This is a genomic window from Epilithonimonas caeni DSM 17710 (genome assembly GCF_000426465.1).
In the GTDB taxonomy this organism is placed as follows: domain Bacteria; phylum Bacteroidota; class Bacteroidia; order Flavobacteriales; family Weeksellaceae; genus Epilithonimonas; species Epilithonimonas caeni.
Genome location: NZ_AUFK01000014.1, coordinates 156,802 through 178,744, shown reverse-complemented (window position 1 = coordinate 178,744; position 21,943 = coordinate 156,802). Strand labels below are relative to the sequence as shown.

The 21,943-nt window shown below is 37.5% G+C and carries 23 protein-coding genes; 13 read left to right on the top strand and 10 right to left on the bottom strand.

Going from position 1 to position 21,943, the window contains the following annotated elements; translation table 11 throughout:
- Window positions 1-7 precede the first annotated feature (7 nt).
- From K319_RS0108990 to K319_RS0108970, 5 genes are all read right to left on the bottom strand, one after another.
- The gene (locus K319_RS0108990; RefSeq protein WP_027383365.1) at window positions 8-700 is read right to left on the bottom strand and encodes an RluA family pseudouridine synthase; all 693 of its coding nucleotides are present in this window, start codon (window positions 698-700) and stop codon (window positions 8-10) included.
- 15 nt (window positions 701-715) lie between these two features.
- On the bottom strand, window positions 716-1,144 hold the full coding sequence (locus tag K319_RS0108985) for a hypothetical protein (protein ID WP_027383364.1): 429 nt from the start codon (window positions 1,142-1,144) through the stop codon (window positions 716-718).
- Between the two features lie 41 nt (window positions 1,145-1,185).
- Window positions 1,186-2,031 (bottom strand): carboxylesterase family protein, encoded by an 846-nt coding sequence (locus tag K319_RS0108980; RefSeq protein WP_169712659.1) that lies wholly within the window; start codon window positions 2,029-2,031, stop codon window positions 1,186-1,188.
- Between the two features lie 75 nt (window positions 2,032-2,106).
- Window positions 2,107-2,922, bottom strand: coding sequence for a 3-methyl-2-oxobutanoate hydroxymethyltransferase (gene panB, locus K319_RS0108975; RefSeq protein ID WP_027383362.1), 816 nt, complete (start codon window positions 2,920-2,922; stop codon window positions 2,107-2,109).
- 84 nt (window positions 2,923-3,006) lie between these two features.
- On the bottom strand, window positions 3,007-3,720 hold the full coding sequence (locus tag K319_RS0108970) for a Crp/Fnr family transcriptional regulator (protein WP_027383361.1): 714 nt from the start codon (window positions 3,718-3,720) through the stop codon (window positions 3,007-3,009).
- 95 nt (window positions 3,721-3,815) lie between these two features.
- On the opposite strand from K319_RS0108970, the gene K319_RS0108965 reads away from it, so the two are divergent.
- From K319_RS0108965 to K319_RS0108930, 8 genes are all read left to right on the top strand, one after another.
- Window positions 3,816-6,194 (top strand): heavy metal translocating P-type ATPase, encoded by a 2,379-nt coding sequence (locus K319_RS0108965; protein ID WP_027383360.1) that lies wholly within the window; start codon window positions 3,816-3,818, stop codon window positions 6,192-6,194.
- A gap of 110 nt (window positions 6,195-6,304) precedes the next feature.
- Window positions 6,305-6,490: a cbb3-type cytochrome oxidase assembly protein CcoS gene (gene ccoS / locus K319_RS0108960; protein WP_027383359.1), complete on the top strand. Its 186-nt coding sequence runs from the start codon at window positions 6,305-6,307 to the stop codon at window positions 6,488-6,490.
- Between the two features lie 15 nt (window positions 6,491-6,505).
- Complete coding sequence (ccoN, locus tag K319_RS0108955; protein ID WP_027383358.1) at window positions 6,506-8,791, top strand: cytochrome-c oxidase, cbb3-type subunit I; 2,286 nt, start codon at window positions 6,506-6,508, stop codon at window positions 8,789-8,791.
- 18 nt (window positions 8,792-8,809) lie between these two features.
- Entirely contained in the window at window positions 8,810-9,007 is a 198-nt protein-coding gene (locus K319_RS0108950; RefSeq protein ID WP_027383357.1) for a hypothetical protein, read from the top strand.
- A 19-nt stretch (window positions 9,008-9,026) separates the two neighbouring features.
- Entirely contained in the window at window positions 9,027-9,911 is an 885-nt protein-coding gene (locus tag K319_RS0108945) for a cbb3-type cytochrome c oxidase N-terminal domain-containing protein (RefSeq protein WP_027383356.1), read from the top strand.
- Window positions 9,912-10,016: 105 nt separating this feature from the next.
- A complete protein-coding gene (ccoG, locus tag K319_RS0108940) occupies window positions 10,017-11,471 on the top strand; it encodes a cytochrome c oxidase accessory protein CcoG (RefSeq protein ID WP_027383355.1) in 1,455 nt (484 codons plus the stop codon).
- 10 nt (window positions 11,472-11,481) lie between these two features.
- Complete coding sequence (locus K319_RS0108935) at window positions 11,482-11,931, top strand: FixH family protein (RefSeq protein WP_027383354.1); 450 nt, start codon at window positions 11,482-11,484, stop codon at window positions 11,929-11,931.
- Window positions 11,922-12,659 (top strand): sulfite exporter TauE/SafE family protein, encoded by a 738-nt coding sequence (locus K319_RS0108930; protein ID WP_027383353.1) that lies wholly within the window; start codon window positions 11,922-11,924, stop codon window positions 12,657-12,659. The genes K319_RS0108935 and K319_RS0108930 overlap by 10 nt, the downstream gene beginning before the upstream one ends.
- Window positions 12,660-12,701: 42 nt before the next feature.
- Here K319_RS0108930 and K319_RS0108925 read toward each other — a convergent pair whose 3' ends face one another.
- The 4 genes from K319_RS0108925 to K319_RS0108910 all read right to left on the bottom strand — a co-directional run bounded on the left by K319_RS0108925 (window position 12,702) and on the right by K319_RS0108910 (window position 15,170).
- A complete protein-coding gene (locus tag K319_RS0108925; RefSeq protein ID WP_027383352.1) occupies window positions 12,702-13,175 on the bottom strand; it encodes a DUF6702 family protein in 474 nt (157 codons plus the stop codon).
- A 57-nt stretch (window positions 13,176-13,232) separates the two neighbouring features.
- A complete protein-coding gene (locus tag K319_RS0108920; protein WP_027383351.1) occupies window positions 13,233-13,943 on the bottom strand; it encodes an LOG family protein in 711 nt (236 codons plus the stop codon).
- Entirely contained in the window at window positions 13,940-14,653 is a 714-nt protein-coding gene (locus tag K319_RS0108915) for a nucleotidyltransferase family protein (RefSeq protein WP_027383350.1), read from the bottom strand. The genes K319_RS0108920 and K319_RS0108915 overlap by 4 nt, the downstream gene beginning before the upstream one ends.
- An 85-nt stretch (window positions 14,654-14,738) precedes the next feature.
- Entirely contained in the window at window positions 14,739-15,170 is a 432-nt protein-coding gene (locus K319_RS0108910) for a RapZ C-terminal domain-containing protein (RefSeq protein WP_027383349.1), read from the bottom strand.
- Between the two features lie 149 nt (window positions 15,171-15,319).
- Here K319_RS0108910 and K319_RS0108905 point away from each other — a divergent pair, with 149 nt between their 5' ends.
- From K319_RS0108905 to ypfJ, 5 genes are all read left to right on the top strand, one after another.
- A complete protein-coding gene (locus tag K319_RS0108905; protein WP_027383348.1) occupies window positions 15,320-16,483 on the top strand; it encodes an NTF2-like N-terminal transpeptidase domain-containing protein in 1,164 nt (387 codons plus the stop codon).
- 9 nt (window positions 16,484-16,492) lie between these two features.
- On the top strand, window positions 16,493-17,029 hold the full coding sequence (locus K319_RS0108900; protein ID WP_027383347.1) for an adenine phosphoribosyltransferase: 537 nt from the start codon (window positions 16,493-16,495) through the stop codon (window positions 17,027-17,029).
- An 80-nt stretch (window positions 17,030-17,109) separates the two neighbouring features.
- A complete protein-coding gene (locus K319_RS0108895) occupies window positions 17,110-17,814 on the top strand; it encodes a YfgM family protein (RefSeq protein ID WP_027383346.1) in 705 nt (234 codons plus the stop codon).
- A gap of 3 nt (window positions 17,815-17,817) precedes the next feature.
- Complete coding sequence (gene ribH, locus K319_RS0108890) at window positions 17,818-18,303, top strand: 6,7-dimethyl-8-ribityllumazine synthase (protein WP_027383345.1); 486 nt, start codon at window positions 17,818-17,820, stop codon at window positions 18,301-18,303.
- Between the two features lie 167 nt (window positions 18,304-18,470).
- On the top strand, window positions 18,471-19,322 hold the full coding sequence (ypfJ, locus tag K319_RS0108885) for a KPN_02809 family neutral zinc metallopeptidase (protein WP_027383344.1): 852 nt from the start codon (window positions 18,471-18,473) through the stop codon (window positions 19,320-19,322).
- Window positions 19,323-19,412: 90 nt separating this feature from the next.
- Here ypfJ and K319_RS0108880 read toward each other — a convergent pair whose 3' ends face one another.
- Entirely contained in the window at window positions 19,413-21,683 is a 2,271-nt protein-coding gene (locus tag K319_RS0108880; RefSeq protein WP_027383343.1) for an aconitate hydratase, read from the bottom strand.
- Between the last annotated feature and the right edge of the window lie 260 nt (window positions 21,684-21,943).

The window sequence follows — 21,943 nt, the reverse complement described above, 5'->3', positions numbered from 1 at the left end:
GTTTTGTTTATTCTTCGCAAGCTCTCCAAACTGCATCATTCTGCGGAACTGGTGCCGTAATTTCTATGTTTTCTTTGGTCACAGGATGTATAAATTCAAGCTTCCTGGCATGAAGAGAAATTCCGCCATCCTGATTGGAACGTGGCGAACCATACTTCAGGTCACCTTTGATCGGAACTCCGATCTTCGAAAGTTGCGCACGGATCTGATGATGCCTTCCTGTTTCCAGATCAACTTCCAAAAGAAGATAATTGTCCAAGGTCCTGATCAAATTATAAGTCAAGATCGATTCTTTCGCACCTTCTGTCGCTTTTGGATAAACAATCGCTTTGTTATTTTTTTCGTTTTTCTTGAGGTAGTGGACCAATCTTTGCGAACTCGGAATAATTTCCTTAGCAACAATGGCCCAATATGTTTTTTTAACTTCCCTATTTTTAACCATTTGAGTCAATCGGGAAAGTGCTTTGGATGTTTTGGCATAAATAACCAATCCGGAAGTTGGCCTGTCGATCCTGTGAACCAGGCCCAGAAAAACATTACCGGGTTTATCATCTCTTTTTTTGATGAAATCTTTGATCAATTCCAGCAGAGATAAGTCACCGGTTTTGTCGCCCTGAACAAGCTGTCCGGCTTTTTTGTTGATGACCATCATGTGGTTGTCTTCGTAAACGATTTGGGATTCAGAAAAACTTCGATTCATTTTTAATTAGTAATATTAAAGCAGATGTTTTAATGGTTTCCACATTTCTTCATCATATAAGCCATGGCTTTTTAAATACTTCACAATTTCTCGTAAGTCAGTCAGCACTTCATCGGAAAGAGATATTTCTTTAGAATCACTTTTTAAAAACAATTCTTTCATGGCTTCTATTTTCCTTTTCAAAGCTTCTATTTCATCGAATTTTTCCTGTTTCGCGGCATATGTATCAATAGTGAAATTTTCGATTTTATCTGCCAATTCATCTAATTCTTGTAACTCCTCTAAGCTTTTGAAATCTCCAATTTCAATGGCATATTTCTGCATAACTTTTTTATATTCGAGAATCAAATTGGGACATTCTTGGATTGGATAACGAGAAAGCCAAGTTTCGAATTTCATATTCTCGTCATCAAGTAAAATTTCTAATTCTGCACGATAATCCATTTTTGTGTTTTTAAATGTTTTATTAAAATTAATAAAAATATTTAAACTTCCTTATGCTGCTTCAGCAGCCATTTCGGGATTTCGTCCACGAGTTCTGAGGACAAAATATTGTTGTGATATTTGTCTTTATATTCCCAAAGAAAAACTTTGCCTTTGGATTTCATTTCATCGAAAAACTTGAAATTACTTTGAGGAAAATTATCTGTATCCAGACTTCCGTGAACAATCCAAATCGGCATATTCAGAAGTTCATCCATTTTATCAAATTGTGAAATTCCCGAAACATTGATTGCGGCCGCAAATAAGTCCGGTCTTTTGGAAATCGCATTAGAAGTTGTTGCACCTCCCATTGAGAATCCCATCACATAGATTCTGTCTCGGTCAATACTTTCATTAATAACTAATGAATCAATGGACTTTAAAACCAGATCCAGATATTCATTAGATCCAGAAACTTTGACATTTCTGGTTTCATCAAGATGATAATTGGACGAACGAACGGGAAATTGCGGAGACAGAACATAAACAGGATAATTCTCTCTGTTTTCAGGAAGAAGCCACATCTTAGACAAAACGCCCATTTGCGAGGTATTATTAGTTCCAATTGCTCCTGAACCGTGAAATACTAAAACCAAAGGATATTTTTTATTCTGTTCAACTTTCTTTGGTTTCAGAAAACGATAGTTCACAGCTATTTTTCCGTTATCAAATTTCCCCGCTTTGAAATCAGAATAATCCAAACTCTTTACGTATTTGATTCTGGCTAATGATTGTAAGGAATCGGCTTTATCGTGAAATTCAGTTTTAGTTCCATACTTCATTTTCTGTGAAGTGCAGGAAAATAGAAATAGAACAGAAAATAGAATTGTAAGAATTTTAGAAATCATTCTTATTATTTTAACCACAAAAGTCACAAAAGAAATATACATTAATTTGCGACCTTTGTGGTTTATTTTTAAAGTTTAATAACTTTCCTTATCATTTGGGAAATCAGCATTTTTCACATCCTTCACATACTGAGAGACTGCTCCGGTAATTTCAGAATAAAGGTCAAGATATCTTCTGAGGAATTTCGGAGAAAAACCTTGATTCATCCCAACCATATCGTGATAAACCAAAACCTGTCCGTCACAATCCGGGCCAGCTCCAATCCCGATTGTAGGAATAGAAATGCTTTCCGACGCTTTTTTCGCCAATGCTGCAGGGATCTTTTCCAAAACAATTGCAAAACATCCGAGTTCTTCCAACAATTTGCAGTCAGAGATCAATTTTTCAGCTTCCGCATCTTCTTTCGCTCGTACTTTATAAGTCCCGAATTGATAGATACTTTGAGGCGTCAAACCCAAATGCCCGCAAACAGGAATTCCTGCATTCACAATTTTCCTGATAGATTCTTCAATCTCTTTTCCGCCTTCTATTTTAATCGCGTGAGCGCCACCTTCTTTCATCATTCTCACCGCAGAATCCAAAGCTTTTTCAGGATTGCTCTGATATGTTCCGAATGGCAAATCTGCTACAACCAAAGCTCTTTCCACACCACGAACAACGCATTGTGTATGATAGATCATTTGGTCAAGTGTAATCGGCAAAGTGGTTTCGTGACCAGCCATTACATTTGCCGCAGAATCTCCAATTAGAATTGAATCAACACCACCGGCGTCAACCATTTTTGCAGTTGTAAAATCGTAAGCCGTCAGCATTGTGATCTTTTCCTTATCGAATTTCATTTTTCGTAAGGTCTCAGTTGTGATTTTTTTAATTTCAGAATGTACAGACATAAGAATTATTAATGATAATTTAAGTGATAAATGATTAAAAATGAAAATGATGATTGGAATCAATCATCACTTATCTTTTATCGTTTATATCACCACGTGACCAAGCTTGATCAATTTTTCTCTGTTAAGGATTTTGATATTTCTACCTTCTACAGAAATCAAATCATCTTGTTTGAATTCGGAGATCAATCGGATTGCGCTTTCTGTTGCAGTACCGATCAGGTTGGCAATTTCTTCTCTTGTTAAAGAGATCTTGATGAAACCTTCCGGGTCAGTGCCTAATTTTTGTTCCAGCAAAATAAGAATCTCTGCCAATCTTTCTCTTACTGTTTTTTGAGCAAGGAAAGTCACTGTGTTTGCAGATTCACCCAATTCATAAGCAATTTTTTGAAGCATTGCGTAAGATAATTTTGGGTCAACTTCCAATAATTTTAAGAAAACATCAGAAGGCAAAAACTGAACTTTCATTGGCGTCATAGCTTCCGCTTTCGCTTGGAAATTCTCACCGCAAAGTAATGAACGATAGCCTATTAAATCATTTTCTTTGCAAAATCTAAGAATCTGGTCTTTACCGTAAACACCTGATTTTGATAATTTGGCCGTTCCTTTTTCGATAAAATAAACACCTTTGGGCGATTCGCCATCGTCGAAAACGACATCACCTTTTGAGAATTCCAGAACTTTGAGCGCATTGTTGTAAACTTCGAAATCCTCGGAATTTAAACTTTCCTTCAAGGATTCGCGATTAAATGCTTTTGAGAAATTTTCTTCTATAACCAATTGTTGTTCAAGAGACATACCTATGACATTTGTCAGCAAAAATAAGACTTTTTAACACTACATACCAAGATTTTTGACGTAATTTTGCAATCCAAATATCTGAGAACTTTTTAATGGCAGAACAATGCTTTCATTGCGGTCAGAAAATCGACAAAGAACGCCTTCTTTTTGACGACAAAATCTTTTGTTGCAACGGCTGTCAATCCGTTTACGAGATTCTGAATTTTCACAACCTTGATAATTTTTACAATATCAACCAACGTTCCGGGATAAGACCAAGCAACGAGAATAATTCACAATTCGATTATCTGGACACACCGGAGATCTTCACCAAAGTTGTAGATTTCTCCGAAGGCGGAACTACACTTGTGACTTTCAAAATCCCGGTGATTCATTGTTCTTCTTGTATTTGGTTATTAGAAAGTCTTCATACGATCAATAGCAAAATCAAATATTCTCAGGTTAATTTCACAAGAAAAACGCTTCAGGTTTCTTTTAAAGAAGAGGAGTTGAAACTAAGCGAATTGGCAAAATTCCTGACGAATCTTGGATACAAACCAATCATCAACCTTGAAACTGCCGAAAAAAAGCACGACAAATTGGACAAAGGTCTTCTGATAAAATTGGCAGTTGCAGGATTTGCTTTCGGAAACGGAATGTTTTTCAGTTTTCCGGAATATGTTTCAGGCGATGACGTTTGGTTTCATTCATATAAACATCTATTCAGAATTATCTTATTTCTGTTAGCGACAGCAGTTGTGTTTTATTCGGCTTCAGATTATTATAAATCCGCCTGGTACGGTTTGAAGAATAAAATCATCAACATCGATGTTCCGATTGTTTTAGGAATATTCGTGCTTTATGGACGAAGTGTCTATGAAGTAGTAACAGATTATGGTCCGGGTTACTTCGATACGCTTTGTGGATTGTTGTTCTTTATGCTATTGGGAAAAACCTTTCAGAAAAGGACTTACAACACACTTTCGTACGACCGGGATTACAAATCTTTTTACCCGATTGCGGTAACAAAAATTGATTTTGACGGAAAACAGGAGAATATTCTGCTTTCAGATTTGGCAGTTGGTGACAGGATTATGGTCAGAAATCAGGAAATCATTCCCGTGGATTCGATTTTGATTAAAGGCGAAGGGAATATCGATAATAGTTTTATCACAGGTGAATCTGCTCATATTTCTAAAAAACCTGGCGATAAAATCTTTGCCGGAGGAAAACAAACAGGTTCGATTCTGGAACTTGAAGTAATTAAAAGTGTCGACCAAAGTTATCTGACACAGCTTTGGAACAAAGAAGCTTTCAAGAAAATGGACACCGGCCTTGATACTTTGACGAATACAATCAGTAAATATTTCACATTCATCATTTTAGGAATCACATTGTTTGCAGGGATTTATTGGTCAAGAATCGATACGGAAAAAATGTTCCAAGTCGTTTCTGCGATTCTGATTGTGGCTTGTCCGTGCGCCTTGGCTTTATCCGCGCCATTTACGTTCGGACATATTATGAGGATTCTTGGTCGAAATAACTTCTATGTAAAAGACACTTTAACTATTGAAAGGCTAGCTAAGGTTGACACATTGGTTTTTGATAAGACCGGAACTATTACAGAAAGTAAGAAATCGAATATCAATTTTATAGGTAGCGAAATTGAGGATTTTGATTTGAGAAATATTAAATCTTTACTTAAAAACTCAAACCATCCGCTTTCCAAGTCGCTTTATAATTTTATCGAAGTGAATGATGATTATTTTGAAGTGGAAGATTTTGAGGAAATCTCAGGAAAAGGTTATCGGGCAAAAGTTAGAGGAATTAATTACAAAATTGGTTCTGCAGGTTTTGTCGGAGAGAAATCCCAGGATCTGGAAACTGCAGTTTACATCAAGAAAAATGAGACTTTCATTGGAAAATTCACGTTTAAAAATGAATACAGAAATCATCTTTCCCAACTTTTCAAAAACCTAAAAAATTACGCTATCAATATTTTAAGTGGTGATAATCCTTCAGAAAAACCAATTCTCGAAAAACTCATTCCTAATGTTTCTGAGATGAAATTCAATCAAACTCCGGAAAACAAACTGGACTTCATCAAAGAACTTCAGGACAAAGGACAAAAAGTAGCGATGCTTGGCGACGGATTGAATGATGCCGGAGCTTTAAAACAGAGTAATGTCGGAATTGCAATTTCGGATGACAGCAATTCTTTTACACCTTCATCGGACGTGATTATGAATGGCGAGAAAATCCCGGAACTTGACAAATTTTTAGCACTTTCAAAAGATGCAATTACGATTGTAAAAATCACATTCATAATCAGTTTGTGTTATAATGTCATTGGAGTCAGCTTCGCAGTTTCCGGACATATGCATCCACTTTTTGCAGCGATTTTTATGCCTCTCAGCTCTGTAACCGTTGTAACGTTCACGACACTTTCGACTTGGCTCAGAAGTTCCAAATATTTCAAAATAAAGATTTAGAACGCTTTTATTTAGAGTGATTATAAATTATCCATATTTCTATCATTCTGACCAAAGTCAGTAATTTTCACTAAATTTGACGACTGTTTTATCTTAAATTTGCGGCTGGTATGGAGATTCTCTATTTGATGATTATCTGCAGCGTTTCTTTAGCTGTTATTTTTCTAATAATTTTTATTATTGGAGCTAAAAAAGGGCAGTTTGAAGACGATGAATCGCCGGCAGTCAGGATTCTTTTTGATGACGAGGTGAAGACAGACAAGGAGACGAAAACTCCTAAAAATGAAAATGAATAATTGCTATTTGTAGATATGGAAACACAAAAGTTTAGTTATGACAACGGGATTGTTCGCGCTTTTCTTATTGCGACGGTTGTTTTCGGATTGGTAGGTTTTTTATTGGGACTTACTGCCGCGTTGTTATTATTTTATCCTGAATTACCTGAATTTTTCTTGGGAACAGATGACACAACGATCAACACGCTTAGAAGTGGCGGATTGCAAGGTTTGATCAATTCTCAAGGTGCATTTGGATTCGGACGTATTAGAATGCTGCATACAAGTGCTGTGATTTTCGCATTTGTTGGTAACAGTTTCTTTTCCGGATTCTATTACTCGATCCAAAGATTATTAAAAACAAGAATGTGGAGTGACACATTATCTTGGATTCACTTCTGGGGATGGCAGCTGATGCTTGTTTCTGTGGTAATTACATTCTTTATGGGTATCAACACTTCAAAAGAATATGCAGAACACGAATGGCCAATTGATATCCTGATCACTTTGGTTTGGCTGGTATTTGGTTTCAATATGTTTGCTACAATTGCAATTAGAAGAGTAAGGCATTTATATGTTGCAATTTGGTTCTATATCGGGACTTGGGTTGCAGTTGCAATGCTTCACATTTTCAACAACTTAGAAGTTCCATTGTCTTTCACAGGATGGAAATCATATTCGGCTTACGCGGGTGTTAAAGATGCATTGGTACAATGGTGGTATGGTCATAATGCGGTTGCATTCTTCTTGACAACTCCGGTTCTTGGGATGATGTATTATTTCGTACCAAAAGCGGCTGACAGACCAGTTTTCTCATACAAACTATCAATTATCCACTTCTGGTCATTAATCTTCGTTTATATCTGGGCTGGTCCTCACCACTTACAATATACTGCTTTGCCAGCTTGGGCTCAGGCAGTAGGAACAGGTTTTTCTATTATGCTTATCGCTCCGTCTTGGGGAGGTATGTTGAATGGTCTCTTGACCTTGAGAGGGGCTTGGGACAAAGTAAGAGAAAATCCGGTTCTTAAATTCTTTGTAGTCGCTGTAACTTGCTATGGTATGGCAACTTTCGAAGGTCCGCTTCTGGCGACTAAAACTGTTAACAAAGTTGGTCACTTTACTGATTGGGTAATTGGTCACGTTCACTTAGGTGCACTTGGATGGAACGGATTTATGGCATTCGGTGTTATATACTATTTAGTTCCGATTTTGTGGAGAACCAAACTTTGGTCTGTAAAATTAGCTAACTGGCATTTCTGGTTAGGGACATTCGGGATTATTTTCTACGCAGTTCCATTATACATTTCAGGATTTACACAAGGTTTGATGTGGAAACAATTCAATCCGGACGGAACTTTGGTTTATAAAAACTGGTTAGATACTGTAACAGCAATTCTCCCTTATTTTAAAATGAGATTTGTTGGAGGTTTATTATATTTCTCCGGCGCTGTTCTTATGGTTGTGAACTTGATTGCAACAGCAAGAAAAGGCTCTTTCCAAAAAGAAGTTTCTGCAGAAGCACCAGCCTTAGCTAACGTAAAAAAAGGAAGAAAAGAAGGAGAAACTTTCCACCTTTGGTTAGAAAGAACCCCTCTTTATTTATCAATACTTTCATTCGTAGTTTTGGCAATTGGAGGTTCATTGGAAATTTTCCCTACAATATTTGTGAAAGAAAACGTTCCTACAATTTCTGCGGTTAAGCCTTATTCTCCGCTAGAATTAGAAGGTAGGGATATCTACATCAGAGAAGGTTGTAACGCTTGTCACTCACAGATGATTCGTCCTTTCCGTGATGAAGTTGTAAGATTCAATGGTAAGAATGGACAGTATTCAAAAGCTGGAGAGTTCATCTATGACAGACCTTTCCTTTGGGGTTCCAAAAGAACCGGGCCGGATTTGCAGAGAGAAGGCGGTGTAAGACCGGATTCTTGGCACTTCAAGCATATGTACAACCCAAGGTCAACTTCCGCAGGTTCTATTATGCCTAGATATCCTTGGCTGATTGAAAACACATTGGACAGAAGTAAATCTAAAGCTAAGTTGGAATTGATGAAGAACACTTTCGATGTTCCTTATACAAAAGCTCAGATTGATTCTATGGATACTTGGATGAACAACCAGGCAAGTGCTATCGTGAAGAATGTATTCTCTGAAGCTGATGACGTTAAGAAATCTTTTGCTGAGTCTAAAGCTAACAAAGAGAAAGCTGGAGAAAAATTCGTTCCACTTGAGAAGAGAGAAATCGTAGCATTGATTTCTTATCTGCAAAGATTGGGTACGGATATCAAGACTACAGAAATAAAAACAGCTAGTAATTAATAATATTAAAAAAATAAAATGATTCCGCAAAGTTTTAAAGACATCGTCTCCAATGTGGAAAACGCAGGATTCTTCCAAACTTTGGCAATGATCATCTTCATTCTATTTTTTGTGGTTGTGGTTTACATCGTAATCAACAGACCTAAGAAATATTATAGTGAAGAAGAAAATGCGCCTTTGGAAAAAGACCACGACGATGACAAATTCACTTTGTAATTAAAAAAGATATTTAATAATGAAAAGAAGAACACCTGTTTATATTAATATTCTAATCGTTTTAGGATTATTACTTGTAGTTTTCTATATGTTCTCGCAGACATCGGATTTTCTATCTACCAGATTTTTCTTAGGAACAGCGTTGATCAGTATCATTGTTGTTTTTATTCAGAATGCTATTGGAGATTTGATCGAGAATGAGAAATTCAAAAAATTAACAGATGCCGAAAAAGCAACTTACCTTGCTGATAAAAAGATTCCTTATTTCCAATATCTTTGGAACGGAGCTTTCAAAAGTCAATCTGAAAAAGAAGAAAAAGACATCCTTATCGACCACGGATTCGATGGGATCATGGAGCTTGACAATCAGCTTCCAAAATGGTGGTTAGGGCTTTTCTACTTCGGTTGTGCATATTGTGTACTTTATGTTTCTTCATATTTCTTGACAGATTTCGCTCATCCTTACAAAGAATATGAGCAAGAGTACAGAGAACAGACTGCTGCTATCAATGATTATATGGCAACAGTAACTCAGCCGACTCTGGAGACTGCAGTTTTCTCAGAAGATAACGTAGAAGCTGGTAAAGCTGTTTTCGAAACCAACTGTGTGTCTTGTCACGGTGAAGGTGGAAAAGGTGGTATTGGTCCTAACTTGACTGACAATTTTTGGATCAACCAACCAGAGAAGACATTATTCAAAAATGTATTCTATATGGTTGATAATGGTAGTAAAAATAACCCTACGATGCAGGCTTGGGGTAAGAATGGTGTAGTTTCCGGATTTGATATGCAAAATGTGGCAGCCTATGTCTATCATATCAACCAAGAACAGGCTCCTATCACACCTGCACAAGGTGGTGCTGCTCCTCAGGGAACAGAGGCACATTGGGAAAAATCGAAATAATACATACAAAAGAGATTGTCAAAAATATCGTTCTTTCGGAATGATATTTGAGAATAAATAGCTACTATTTATTTTCGGGACAATCTCTTTTTTTATCTAAATGATATGAGTACTACAGAAAAAAAATACAACGAGGCAGAAAGCTGGGTAGTAGAAGCTGAAACATTCAGAGACTCTGTAGGGACAATGGATAATACCGGTAAGAGAAAATGGGTGTTTCCAAGAAAACCTAAAGGAAAATATACCAATTACAGAGTTATTGTAAGTATTCTCTTACTGGCAATATATTTTACGGTTCCGTTTCTGAAATTCAATGGTAATCCTGTTTTATTGATCAATATTATAGAACGCCAGTTCTTTATTTTCGGTCAGCCTTTTTATCCTCAGGATTTCTTTATTCTGGCATTAGGGGCTATTGCATCATTAATATTCATTATTATTTTCACAGTTGTTTTCGGAAGGATCTTTTGTGGATGGATTTGTCCGCAAACTATTTTCTTGGAAATGATATTCCGTAAAATAGAATATGCTATTGAAGGAGACCGAAACAAACAGATAAGACTTGACAATCAGGCTTGGGATACTGAAAAGATATGGAAACGTTCTTTGAAATGGTTCACTTTCTTATTGATCTCAGTCATCATCACCCACATCATGTTTATGTATATTGTAGGTTATGAAGAAGTTTTCCGTATCATGCAGGAAGGACCCTTTGCCAAGCCTACCAATTTCTTGGTAATGATCATGTTCACGGCCGCATTTTACTTTGTATTTGCCTGGTTCAGAGAACAGGTGTGTACAATGGTCTGCCCGTACGGAAGATTACAAGGTGTATTGATTGATAAAGAGACCATCAATGTTTTTTACGATTATAAAAGAGGGGAGAACAGAGCTAAATGGAAAAAAGGCGAAGACAGAAGACAGGTTGGGAAAGGTGACTGTATCGATTGTAAACAATGCGTTGTAGTGTGCCCAACCGGCATTGACATCCGGGACGGTCTGCAAATGGAATGTGTGAACTGCACGGCTTGTATCGATGCTTGTGATGAAGTAATGGTAAAAGTTGGACTTCCGACAGGATTGATTCGTTATGCTTCTGAAAAAGAGATCGAGGAACAGCAGAAATTCAGTTTCTCAGGAAAAATGAAAGCTTATTCCGTAGTGTTATTAGCGCTTGTTGTTTTCTTGGGTGGATTACTCTACAATAGAGGGGAAATGGAGGCTAAATTCCTGAAACCTCCAGGGTCAACTTTCTTTGTAAGGGACGGAAAGATCAACAATACTTATAATTATACCTTCCTTAATAAGTCCAACGAGAACAAAACTGTCATTATTAAAATCATTGAGCCTGCCAATGGAGAGATATCTTCCAGTTCGGCGTCAAATAAAATTGTTCTGAAAAGAGATGCAATGATAAAAGGAACTATAACTGTAAGTTTCCCAGAGAGTCAAATCAAACTGTCGAAACAAAATCTGGAGTTGGGCGTTTACGATATGAACGGCGAATTATTGGATTCCTACAAAACTTATTTTGAAGGGCCGTTCAAGTTTCAATTTTAAATATTCAAAAATGAAAAATCTAAATTGGGGACACGGGTTAATGATCGCACTAGGTTGTTTCATCCTTTTCATATTATTTCTGATATTCATTTTTCCGATGGGAAAACAGAATGCAGAAATGATTTCAAATAATTATTACGAGGAAGAGCTTCATTACCAAGACATCATCGATGCAAAAGAAAATGCAGCTAAGCTTGAAAAAGTCCCCGAATATAAAGCAACTTCGGAAGGTATGATGATATCTTTTCCGGAAACTATAAAAGTGGATGAGAACAAAGTGAATTTCGTTTTGTTTCGTACGGACGATTCTAACTTGGATGTCAGAAAAGAAGTCGGTTTACAACATAATGTTTTCTTAATTCCTAAAAAAGTAATTTCTAAAGGTTCTTATACTCTAAAACTAAAATGGACAGAGAATAAAAAACCATATCAGGTAGATTACGATATCTTATGGAAGTAGCACTCATCATATCTGCAATTGGATTGGGATTCGCATCCGGATTTCATTGCATTGGTATGTGTGGGCCTATTGCGCTTTCCATGGGATTGTCCAAAAACCAGAAAGCTAATTTCTATCTTCAGAATCTAACTTATCAATTCGGAAGGATTTTGACTTATTCCTTTCTGGGCGCAGTTTTGGGAATCATCGGACAGAGTTTTGAATTCGCTGGTTTTCAAAAATATCTGACGGTTTCTGTCGGGATTCTATTGATTATAATGGCGATTTCGTCATTTGGAGGAAAAGATTTTGCAACAAAGATCCCATTCATTTCAAGAGCCTTGCTGAAAGTCAAAATGCAGTTGGGAAAAATCCTTCAACGCCCTGATTACAAATATCGTTTCGCCACAGGAATATTAAACGGTTTTTTGCCTTGCGGAATGGTTTATATGGCCTTGACCGCCTCTTTAGCCGCTGGCGGAATCTGGCAGAGTTCATTCTTTATGTTCCTTTTCGGATTGGGAACTTTCCCGTTTATGTTCGCAATTGTTTTCTTGGGAAATTTTATAACAACCGCTTTCCGGGTAAAGATCTTAAAAGTAATTCCCGTAATGATGATTATTCTTGGCGGTTTGTTTGTTTTAAGAGGTTTGGAATTAGGGATCCCATACGTTTCTCCACAATCCGACGCTTTGCATGTGAACCATTCCAAAGATGGATTACACATGGATCACACGAATTGTCATTAGATTTTTAGCATAAAAAAATTGGCCATTTGACCGATTTATATTTTAGAAAGTGACTTCTGCGGTTTCCTTACCCTTTTGGAAATTGACCGTTTTCAGATTACCTTTATAAGTGATATTCATAATATTGACCTGTTTTGGGAATTGTCCGATAAGAATACTGTTTCTTATTTTAAGGCTTGAAATGTCAGAAACATTTCCTACCTCATAATAAACCCAGACAGACTCTCCGTTCACTTGGCTGCCTGTAAAAGTCAAGCTTTTTGGAGCACCATTTACAGCCACATCCACATTGTTGTTCACATATTTTTTCACTTCTGCTTCAAATCCTGCTGTATTAGGGTCGATCTTTACGGCCTGAGAAACATGGGAGGTATTGAGTTTTGTAGTGAATTTCAAAGTTTTGGTTCCGTCAATATAATCAACTTTTGTCATAGACGAAAAAAAGTCAAGGTCTTTGAAACTAAAAAAGCTTATTAGTAAAATTCCCAGAGATAATATAAATATAGATTTTTTCATTTTTATAAAATTAAATAACTTTTATTGCAAATATATGCTCAAATTATATGCCACACATTAGAAATTAACATTTACCGAATATTTATCATAAAAAGATTTGATATGCTCAACCGCGTCTTCTGCAGTATCTACAACTCGGAAAAGCGACAGGTCTTGCTCTGCGATCAATCCTTCTTTCAGCAATGTACCTGTAAACCAATTCAACAGTCCGCTCCAAAACTCGCTTCCTACCAATACAATTGGGAATTTCCCGATTTTATTAGTTTGAATCAAAGTCAATGCTTCAGAAAGCTCATCCAAAGTGCCAAATCCGCCGGGCATCACTACAAATCCCTGGGAATATTTAACGAACATTACCTTTCTAACGAAAAAATAATCAAAATTGATATTATAACCTTTATCAACATAAGGATTAAAGTGTTGCTCAAAAGGCAACTCAATATTCAATCCGATGGATTTTCCGTTTCCCTGGGCTCCTCTGTTTCCGGCTTCCATAATTCCCGGACCGCCTCCGGTAATCACTCCAAATCCAATTTCCGTGATTTTTTTGGCAATATCGGAAGCCATTTTATAATAATAGCTGTCTTCTTTTAGTCTAGCTGAACCAAATATGGAAACACACGGTCCAATGCGAACCATTTTCTCATAACCATCTACAAACTCAGACATGATCCTGAAAACCATCCAGCTGTCTTTGGTGATGGTCTCGTCCCAGGTTTTTTGTCTCAGACTGTCGTGTAATCTCTTTTCTTCGTCCTGTTGTGTCATCTGAATAATTTTTCTGCTTCTACAATAGATTCTGGCTTACCAACATCGATCAAATTAGCCGTGTGTTGATAACCTACAATAATATCTTCTTTCATTAAATCCATATATTCGTCCATAATAGAAAACTTTCCAGTTCTGGTCAATTTTCCAAAAATCTCAGAATTTACACAATGGATTCCACTGAAAGCCAACTCTCGTAATTTGAAAATTCCGCCAACCACAGTTTTTTTATTGGTCAAAAGATTCCTCCATCCTTTCAGGAACATTTTATCATTGAACATCAGTTTTCTGGAACTGTCTCTGTCCGAAACTGCTAAAGTTACCATCCCACCTTTGAGTTCGTGGAGTTTTACAAAATTGGAAATATTAAGATCGGTCAGAATATCAACATTCATAATTAGGAATGTCTTCTCATTTTCAAGGAATCGTTTGGCAAAAAGCAATCCGCCACCGGTTTCCAGAAGTTCTTCTGATTCGTTTGAAATTTCTATATTGGCACCGAAGTTATCATTCTCGGCCAGGAAAGCCAAGATCTGCCCTCCGAAATGATGGATATTAATGACGAAATCATTGATGCCGTAACTCTGCAGATACTTGATGTTTCTTTCCAGAAGTGTAACGTCATTCACTTTGGCCAAAGCTTTTGGATGATTGTCCGTAAAAGGTTTTAATCGGGTTCCCATTCCCGCAGCAAATAGTAATGCTTTCATATTTATAAACGATAAATAATAATGGATGAATGATTAATACGCTCATCAATTTTAAAATAATGGATTTTAAGCTAACAGCAAAAGACTAATTGCTAGAAGCCGATGACAAATTGAGTTGCAATTGTTCATCATGATGGATTATTACTTCCGCATCCGGGAAGTTTTTCCTAATGAATTCTGCCGTTTTGATAGCCGCATAAACAGAACGGTGTTGTCCGCCGGTACATCCGAAGTTGATCTGGAGATTTTCAAAGCCTCTCTCCAGATAATTATTGATACTTATAGAAACAAGATCATGAATTGATTTTAAGAAACTCGGCATCTCTGTTCTAGTTTCTAAAAATTCCTGAACGCCAATGTCATTTCCTGTTTGTGTTTTATATTCTTCAATCCTACCAGGATTTAGAATTCCTCTGCAATCGAAAACGAAACCACCTCCGTTGTCTGTATTATCTTTTGGAATCCCTCCTTTTTTATAAGAAAAACTATGAATATCGATTACTAATTTATTCCGCATCCACTTTAATTTTGCGTAAAGTTACTTTTTTTAATTTTCTTTGAAAAATCGATCAATTCTGAATTTTAAATTTAATTTTGCATATTAATTGATATAAGGCGTTTCAAATCAAACATATTCCTTATTTTTAAAAATAAATCTTACACAAAATGAAATTTATAAAATACTGTCTGCTAGCAACTTTACTGATTCTGATGGTGGGTTGCAAAAAAACAAGTGTTGACGGGAGCAGTCGCAAAAGCTTCCAGGAAAGTATCAATGATATGGCTTCCAGCTTGCCGACTTTGAAGCAAGTAAAATTCAATGAAGCTTTATATATATTGAAAACCTTCGGTGTAGAAGCTGAAGGAGATATTGCTGAAATTGCGGCACTCGGAAAATTGCTTGATGGGAAAAAGACGGCAGAGATTTTTGCCTTGGCAGACCAGGTTGCACAAAAAAATGGGATTGATTGGAGTAGTACAGCTCCGCCAAGTTTGGGCGAAATGAACATCTTTGGAAATGAAGTGGCTTCTGAGAAAGACCCGAACGATATCGATGCGGCTGCACTTAATATTGTTGTGAGAAATATAGCTGGTGATAGTTTAACAGGTTCAAAAGGATTGATCGTTGTTCCGCAATTGGTTGACAATAATGGTAAACAAGTTGACTTTGAAGGCGCAGCACTAGAAACTGTTATGGAGATCTCAAGTGGCGGAAATAAAATATCTACTTCGAAAAATCTGATGCAAGACCCGGCCTTCAGAGGATTTACAATTATGTATTCAAAACTTCCAAAAGAAAAGATCTTCGAAGAAAAGATCGATATCAAACTTACCGTAAAAACAACCAAAAAGCTGTTGCAAATGCTTAAAATGGGAATTCCTGTGAATGGAAAAGCGCTTTACACGCCGCCAGCTCCTGTCGTTTCGGATTCGCTTCAAGTTCCTGAGCCACAAGTTGATCCTCAAACTGGAGAAACTGTTACGCCTCCACCGGCTCCGGCAAAAGTGACTGCGGACCCAAAAACGACTGTGACAAAATTCCTGAATAATCTGTCCTCTCAGAATTTTAAAGCGGCTTATGATGCTTCGGAAAATCCTAATTGGGGTTCTTATGACAAATTCTCAAATCCGAATTCCGGTTTCGGCTCAGTTAAAAATATAAGCGTAAAAAATATTGCGGTTCCTTATAACAAAGATAATTCAGCCAACGTCAACGTAACTTATGATGTTACTGATAAGAACGGGAAAACCACTTCTCTGAATGTTACTTACGGACTGAAAGCCGTTAACAACAACTGGAAAATCACAACTTACAAAATCAACAATTAAAAATAGAAGATGGCATCTGCAGAATTGATAAAGAAATTAGAAGAAACGATAGATAATATTCCGGACTTTCCGATTCCGGGAATCCAGTTCAAGGATATTTGCCCGATTTTTCTTCAGCCAAAATTGTATGAAGAAGTAATCGCTGATCTGGCTGATTTCAGTCGTGGGAAGATTGATGTTGTCTGTGGCATCGAAAGCCGAGGTTATCTTTTCGGGATTGCGATTGCTGTTGCTTTGGACGTTCCTTTCGTTCTAATTAGAAAAGCAGGAAAACTTCCGCCCCCTTTCATTGGAGAAAAATATGATCTGGAATACGGTTCTGCCGAAATCGAAATGAAAACCGGACATCTGAAGCCGGGGCAACGCGTTTTGATCCATGATGACCTTTTGGCAACTGGCGGAACTACGGAAGCTGCAGCGAAATTGATCTCAAAACAAGGTGCAATTCCTGCGCAATTCAGTTTTTTGATTGATTTGAAAGACCTGAATGGTGTGGAAAGGCTCAAAAAATTTGATTCAGAAGTGTATTCTATTCTAAAATATTAAAATATTTTAACCATCAGAAAAAGAAGTTTTTGCATATCAAAAGGAAAACATTAAATTTGCACTCTATTATTAAAAAAATTATGGCAAACCAGCATAACAAAAACCACGAACAAGAAGGAAAAGAAACAGTAGAATTCTTCAAAGACCTTGATAAAGAAGCACTTAATATCGAGTCATTTTTGGAAAAAAATGCAAAAGCACTCAGCATCGCATTTGGAGTTCTAATCGTTGCAGTTTTGGGGTGGTTCGGATATCAGCAATTTATTATTGGTCCTAAAAATGAGGAAGCTACGAAAAGTTATCTTGCCGCTCAGAAAAACCTGGCCGATGGAAAAGAAGACCTTGCTCTTGGCGGGAAATCTGTTGCAAATCCTGGTTTCATCGGAACTTATGATGAATACAGCGGAACAAAAGCTGGCAAATTATCTGCTTACAACGCAGGATTGATAGAATTCAAAAAAGGAAATTATCAGAAAGCTTACGATCTGTTGGACAAATTCGGTTCAGATAACAAAGTTTTGGTTGCTCTGAAATATGGGGCAATGGCAGATTGTCTTTCAAACCTTAACAAAGCCGATGATGCGCTTGCATTGGCAGATAAAGCGTCTTCAGCTTCTGATGATGCCTACACATCTTATTATTTCACAAAAAAAGCAGGAATGTTGGCTTTGGCACTTAAGAAAAATGCTGATGCTAAAAAATATTTCGCTGCGATCGAGGAAAAATATCAGGACTATGACAACGGACAATCCGATGCTTTCATAGAAATGACAAAATATTACTAAACAATGGCAACAACTAATCTATCAGATTATAAGCCACTCAACATATCCAATGCCGATGAATATTCAATCGGCATTGTTGTTTCTGAGTGGAACGATTTCGTAACCTACAACCTTCGAAACGGCGCAATAGAAACGCTGAAGGCCGAAGGCATCAAAGAAGAAAACATACACATATATTACGTTCCTGGTGCATTCGAATTAAGTTTTGCAAGTATGAAACTTTGCAAATCCAACAAGTTCGCTGCGGTTATCGCCATCGGAAATGTGATCCGTGGGGAAACACCTCATTTCGATTATGTTTGTTCCGGCGTTACACAAGGTATCAAAGATTGTAACATTCTTACAGATACACCGGCGATCTTCTGTGTTTTGACAGATGATACCAAAGAACAATCTATCGCAAGAAGCGGTGGAAACTTTGGTAACAAAGGTGTAGAGGCAGCAGTTACTGCATTGAAAATGATCGACTTCAACAATAAAACAAATTAGGACTTCTGATCGTAGATCTTTTAGGAGCTTGATCCCGCTTTCCGTTACAATCTTTTTCAAAGAAAAAGGATTTCCACTGCAATCGGGGCTATTGATAAAGGATGTTCCAAAATATTTCTTTAATATCAAAAGAAAAATACTAATTTTAAAACACAAAATATTATCAGATGAAATGGACAAACGATAGAAGTGACAATGTAGATGACAGACGCGGTTCCGGCGGTGGAGGCGGAATGCTAGTTGGTGGTGGATTGGGAACAATTATTATTGCAGCCATTGTTTTCTTTCTAGGAGGTGATCCTTCTGCAATTTTACAAAACAGTGCAACTTCTTCCCCTCAACAAACTGAGCAGAGACAACTTTCCAAAGAAGAGCTCAACATCAGAGAGTTTGTGAGAATGCTGACCAAAGAAAATGAAGAAACCTGGGCAAATGTTTTTAACCAAAACGGAATCCAATTCAGACCTGCAAAAGTCGTTTTGTTCGAAAGTACAACAAGTTCAGGCTGTGGAATTGCTCAATCAGAAATGGGACCATTCTATTGTCCATCAGACCAAACCATTTATATGGATATGAGTTTCTTCAATGAGCTTCAGCAAAAATTTGGAGCCAAGGTGGGACAATTCACAGTGGCCTATGTTCTTGGTCACGAATATGGACATCATATTCAGAATCTCTTAGGAACATTGGATAAGGTTCATCAACTTAGCCAACGAGGAAGTGAAGCACAAGCCAATCAGATTTCTGTTGCCAATGAATTACAAGCCGATTTCTACGCTGGATTATGGGCAAAACAAACAGATAGCAGAGAAAAATTCTTAGAGCCTGGGGACATTCAAGAAGCAATGAGTGCAGCAGCAGCAGTTGGTGATGACAATATTCAAAAAAGAGGTCAAGGCTATGTGAACCAGGAGAGCTTCACGCACGGTTCTTCTGCTCAAAGGGAGGAATGGTTTATGAAAGGTTACAATACCGGTGATATCAGGCAAGGTGATACCTTTAGTGCATTATTGAAATAGATAAAAGAAACAGAGTTTTATAATAAAACAGAAAAAGCAAGAATCATTTAATTCTTGCTTTTTTATTATTTTGAAATATTGGATTTTGTATTACCCTTCTTTTTCCATCGCTTTGATAAGGTTAAGAGCAGAACCTGCTTTGAACCAGGCGATCTGTCCCGCGTTGTAAGTATGGTTTGCCATGATGATATCTTTAGTTCCGTCAGCGTGAACAAATTCCAAAGTCAATTGCTTGCCCGGTGCAAATTGGTCAAGGTCAAGGAAATTGATGGTGTCATCTTCCATGATCTTGTCATAATCGTCCTTATTGGCAAAAGTAATTCCTAACATCCCTTGTTTCTTAAGGTTGGTTTCGTGGATACGAGCAAAAGACTTAACCAAAACTGCTCTTACTCCAAGATGCCTAGGTTCCATCGCCGCATGTTCTCTTGAAGAGCCCTCGCCATAGTTTTCGTCACCAACTACAATTGTAGGAATACCAGCCGCCTTATATTGCCTTGCAGAATCAGGAACTGGTTTGTATTGGCCATCCAATTCATTTTTAACATTATTGGTCTCCATATTGAAAGCATTTACAGCACCAATCAACATATTGTTGGAAATATTATCAAGATGTCCTCTGTATTTCAGCCAAGGTCCGGCCATGGAAATATGATCGGTTGTACATTTTCCGTAAGCTTTGATCAGTAATCTGGCTCCGGTAATATTCAGCCCGTCCCAAGCTGGAAATTCTTCTAATAACTGAAGTCTATCTGACGTTGGGGAAACAATCACCTCTACATTAGAGCCATCTTCTGCAGGCGCAATATAGCCCGGGTCATCTACATCAAATCCTAATTTTGGAAGATCGTCGCCACTCGGTTCATCAAGCATCACTTCTTCTCCGTTTTTATTTTTAAGCTTATCTGTCAATGGATTGAATCTCAAATCCCCTGCAATAGCCATCGCTGTTACCAATTCCGGGGAACCGACGAAGGCATAAGTATTAGGGTTTCCATCCGCTCTTTTGGAGAAGTTTCTGTTGAAGGAGTGAACAATTGTATTCTTCTCTTGTTTTTCAGCACCTTCACGCGCCCATTGCCCGATACAAGGTCCGCAAGCGTTGGCAAAGACTTTGCCGCCTATTTCATCAAAAGTTTTCAAAAATCCGTCTCTTTCTACAGTGAATCTTACCTGTTCAGAACCAGGTGTAATGGTGTATTCCGCTTTTACCTCAAGATTTTTTTCTTTAGCCTGCTTTGCTACAGAAGCCGCTCTTGCAATATCTTCATAAGATGAGTTGGTGCAAGATCCAATCAATCCGACTTCGATTTTTGTCGGCCATCCGTTTTTCTCTGCGATTTCTTTCATTTGGGAAATTGGTGTTGCCAAGTCCGGCGTGAAAGGGCCATTTAGATATGGTTCTAAAGTGTCAAGATTTATTTCGATAACTTGGTCATAATATTTTTCAGGTTCTGCATGGACTTCCGGATCAGCTTTCAAAACGTGGGCAATTGCGTCAGCAGCATCTGCCAAATCTTCTCGATCTGTTGAACGAAGATATTTGCTCATGTTTTGGTCGTATTCGAAAATGGAAGTTGTAGCCCCAATTTCCGCACCCATATTACAAATCGTTCCTTTTCCTGTACAAGAAAGCGAATTGGCACCTTCTCCAAAATATTCTACGATCGCGCCCGTTCCTCCCTTTACAGTAAGGATTCCTGCAACTTTTAAAATAATATCTTTTGGAGCAGTCCAACCGTTCAGTCTTCCGGTCAATTTTACACCAATCATTTTCGGGAATTTAAGTTCCCAAGCCATTCCAGCCATTACATCTACTGCATCGGCACCACCAACTCCGATGGCAACCATTCCAAGTCCGCCGGCATTTACAGTGTGGGAATCTGTTCCAATCATCATTCCACCGGGAAAAGCATAATTTTCCAAAACGACTTGATGAATGATACCTGCTCCCGCTTTCCAGAATCCAATGCCATATTTGTTGGAAACTGATTGAAGGAATTGATATACTTCGTTATTCTTGTTTTCAGCTTCGATTAGATCTTTTGCTGCGCCGACTCTTGCCTGAATCAAATGGTCTGCGTGAACAGTTGACGGAACTGCCACTTTTTTCTTGCCTGCCTGCATAAATTGTAAGAGGGCCATCTGCGCTGTCGCATCCTGCATCGCCACTCTGTCCGGAGCAAAATCTACGTAAGATTCTCCTCTTTTGAATGCTTCTTTTGCCTGGGAAGGGTAAAGATGAGCACAAAGAATTTTTTCTGAATAAGTAAGAGGTCTTCCCATAAAAGCTCTTGCTTCGTTTACTCTGGTTTCGAAATCAGAATAAACTTTTTTTATCATATCCAAGTCAAAAGTCATATCTCGATTTTATTTTTATTATTTTTTAATGATTTATCCGTGGTTTCTAGACGGAAAAAATTTGTTTCAATACTTTAATCAAATACTATTCCTACAGCTTGATAATAGGATAAAAATGATAGATAACCAAAATATTTTATGACTATGAAGTTAAGGAAAAAATGAAGCTTTTGACATTGATATAGGTTAAAATAATTTCCGCTTACGTTAAATAGAAAGATTCTAAACAAAAATGGAAGATTTCTTTTGAAAATCTTCCA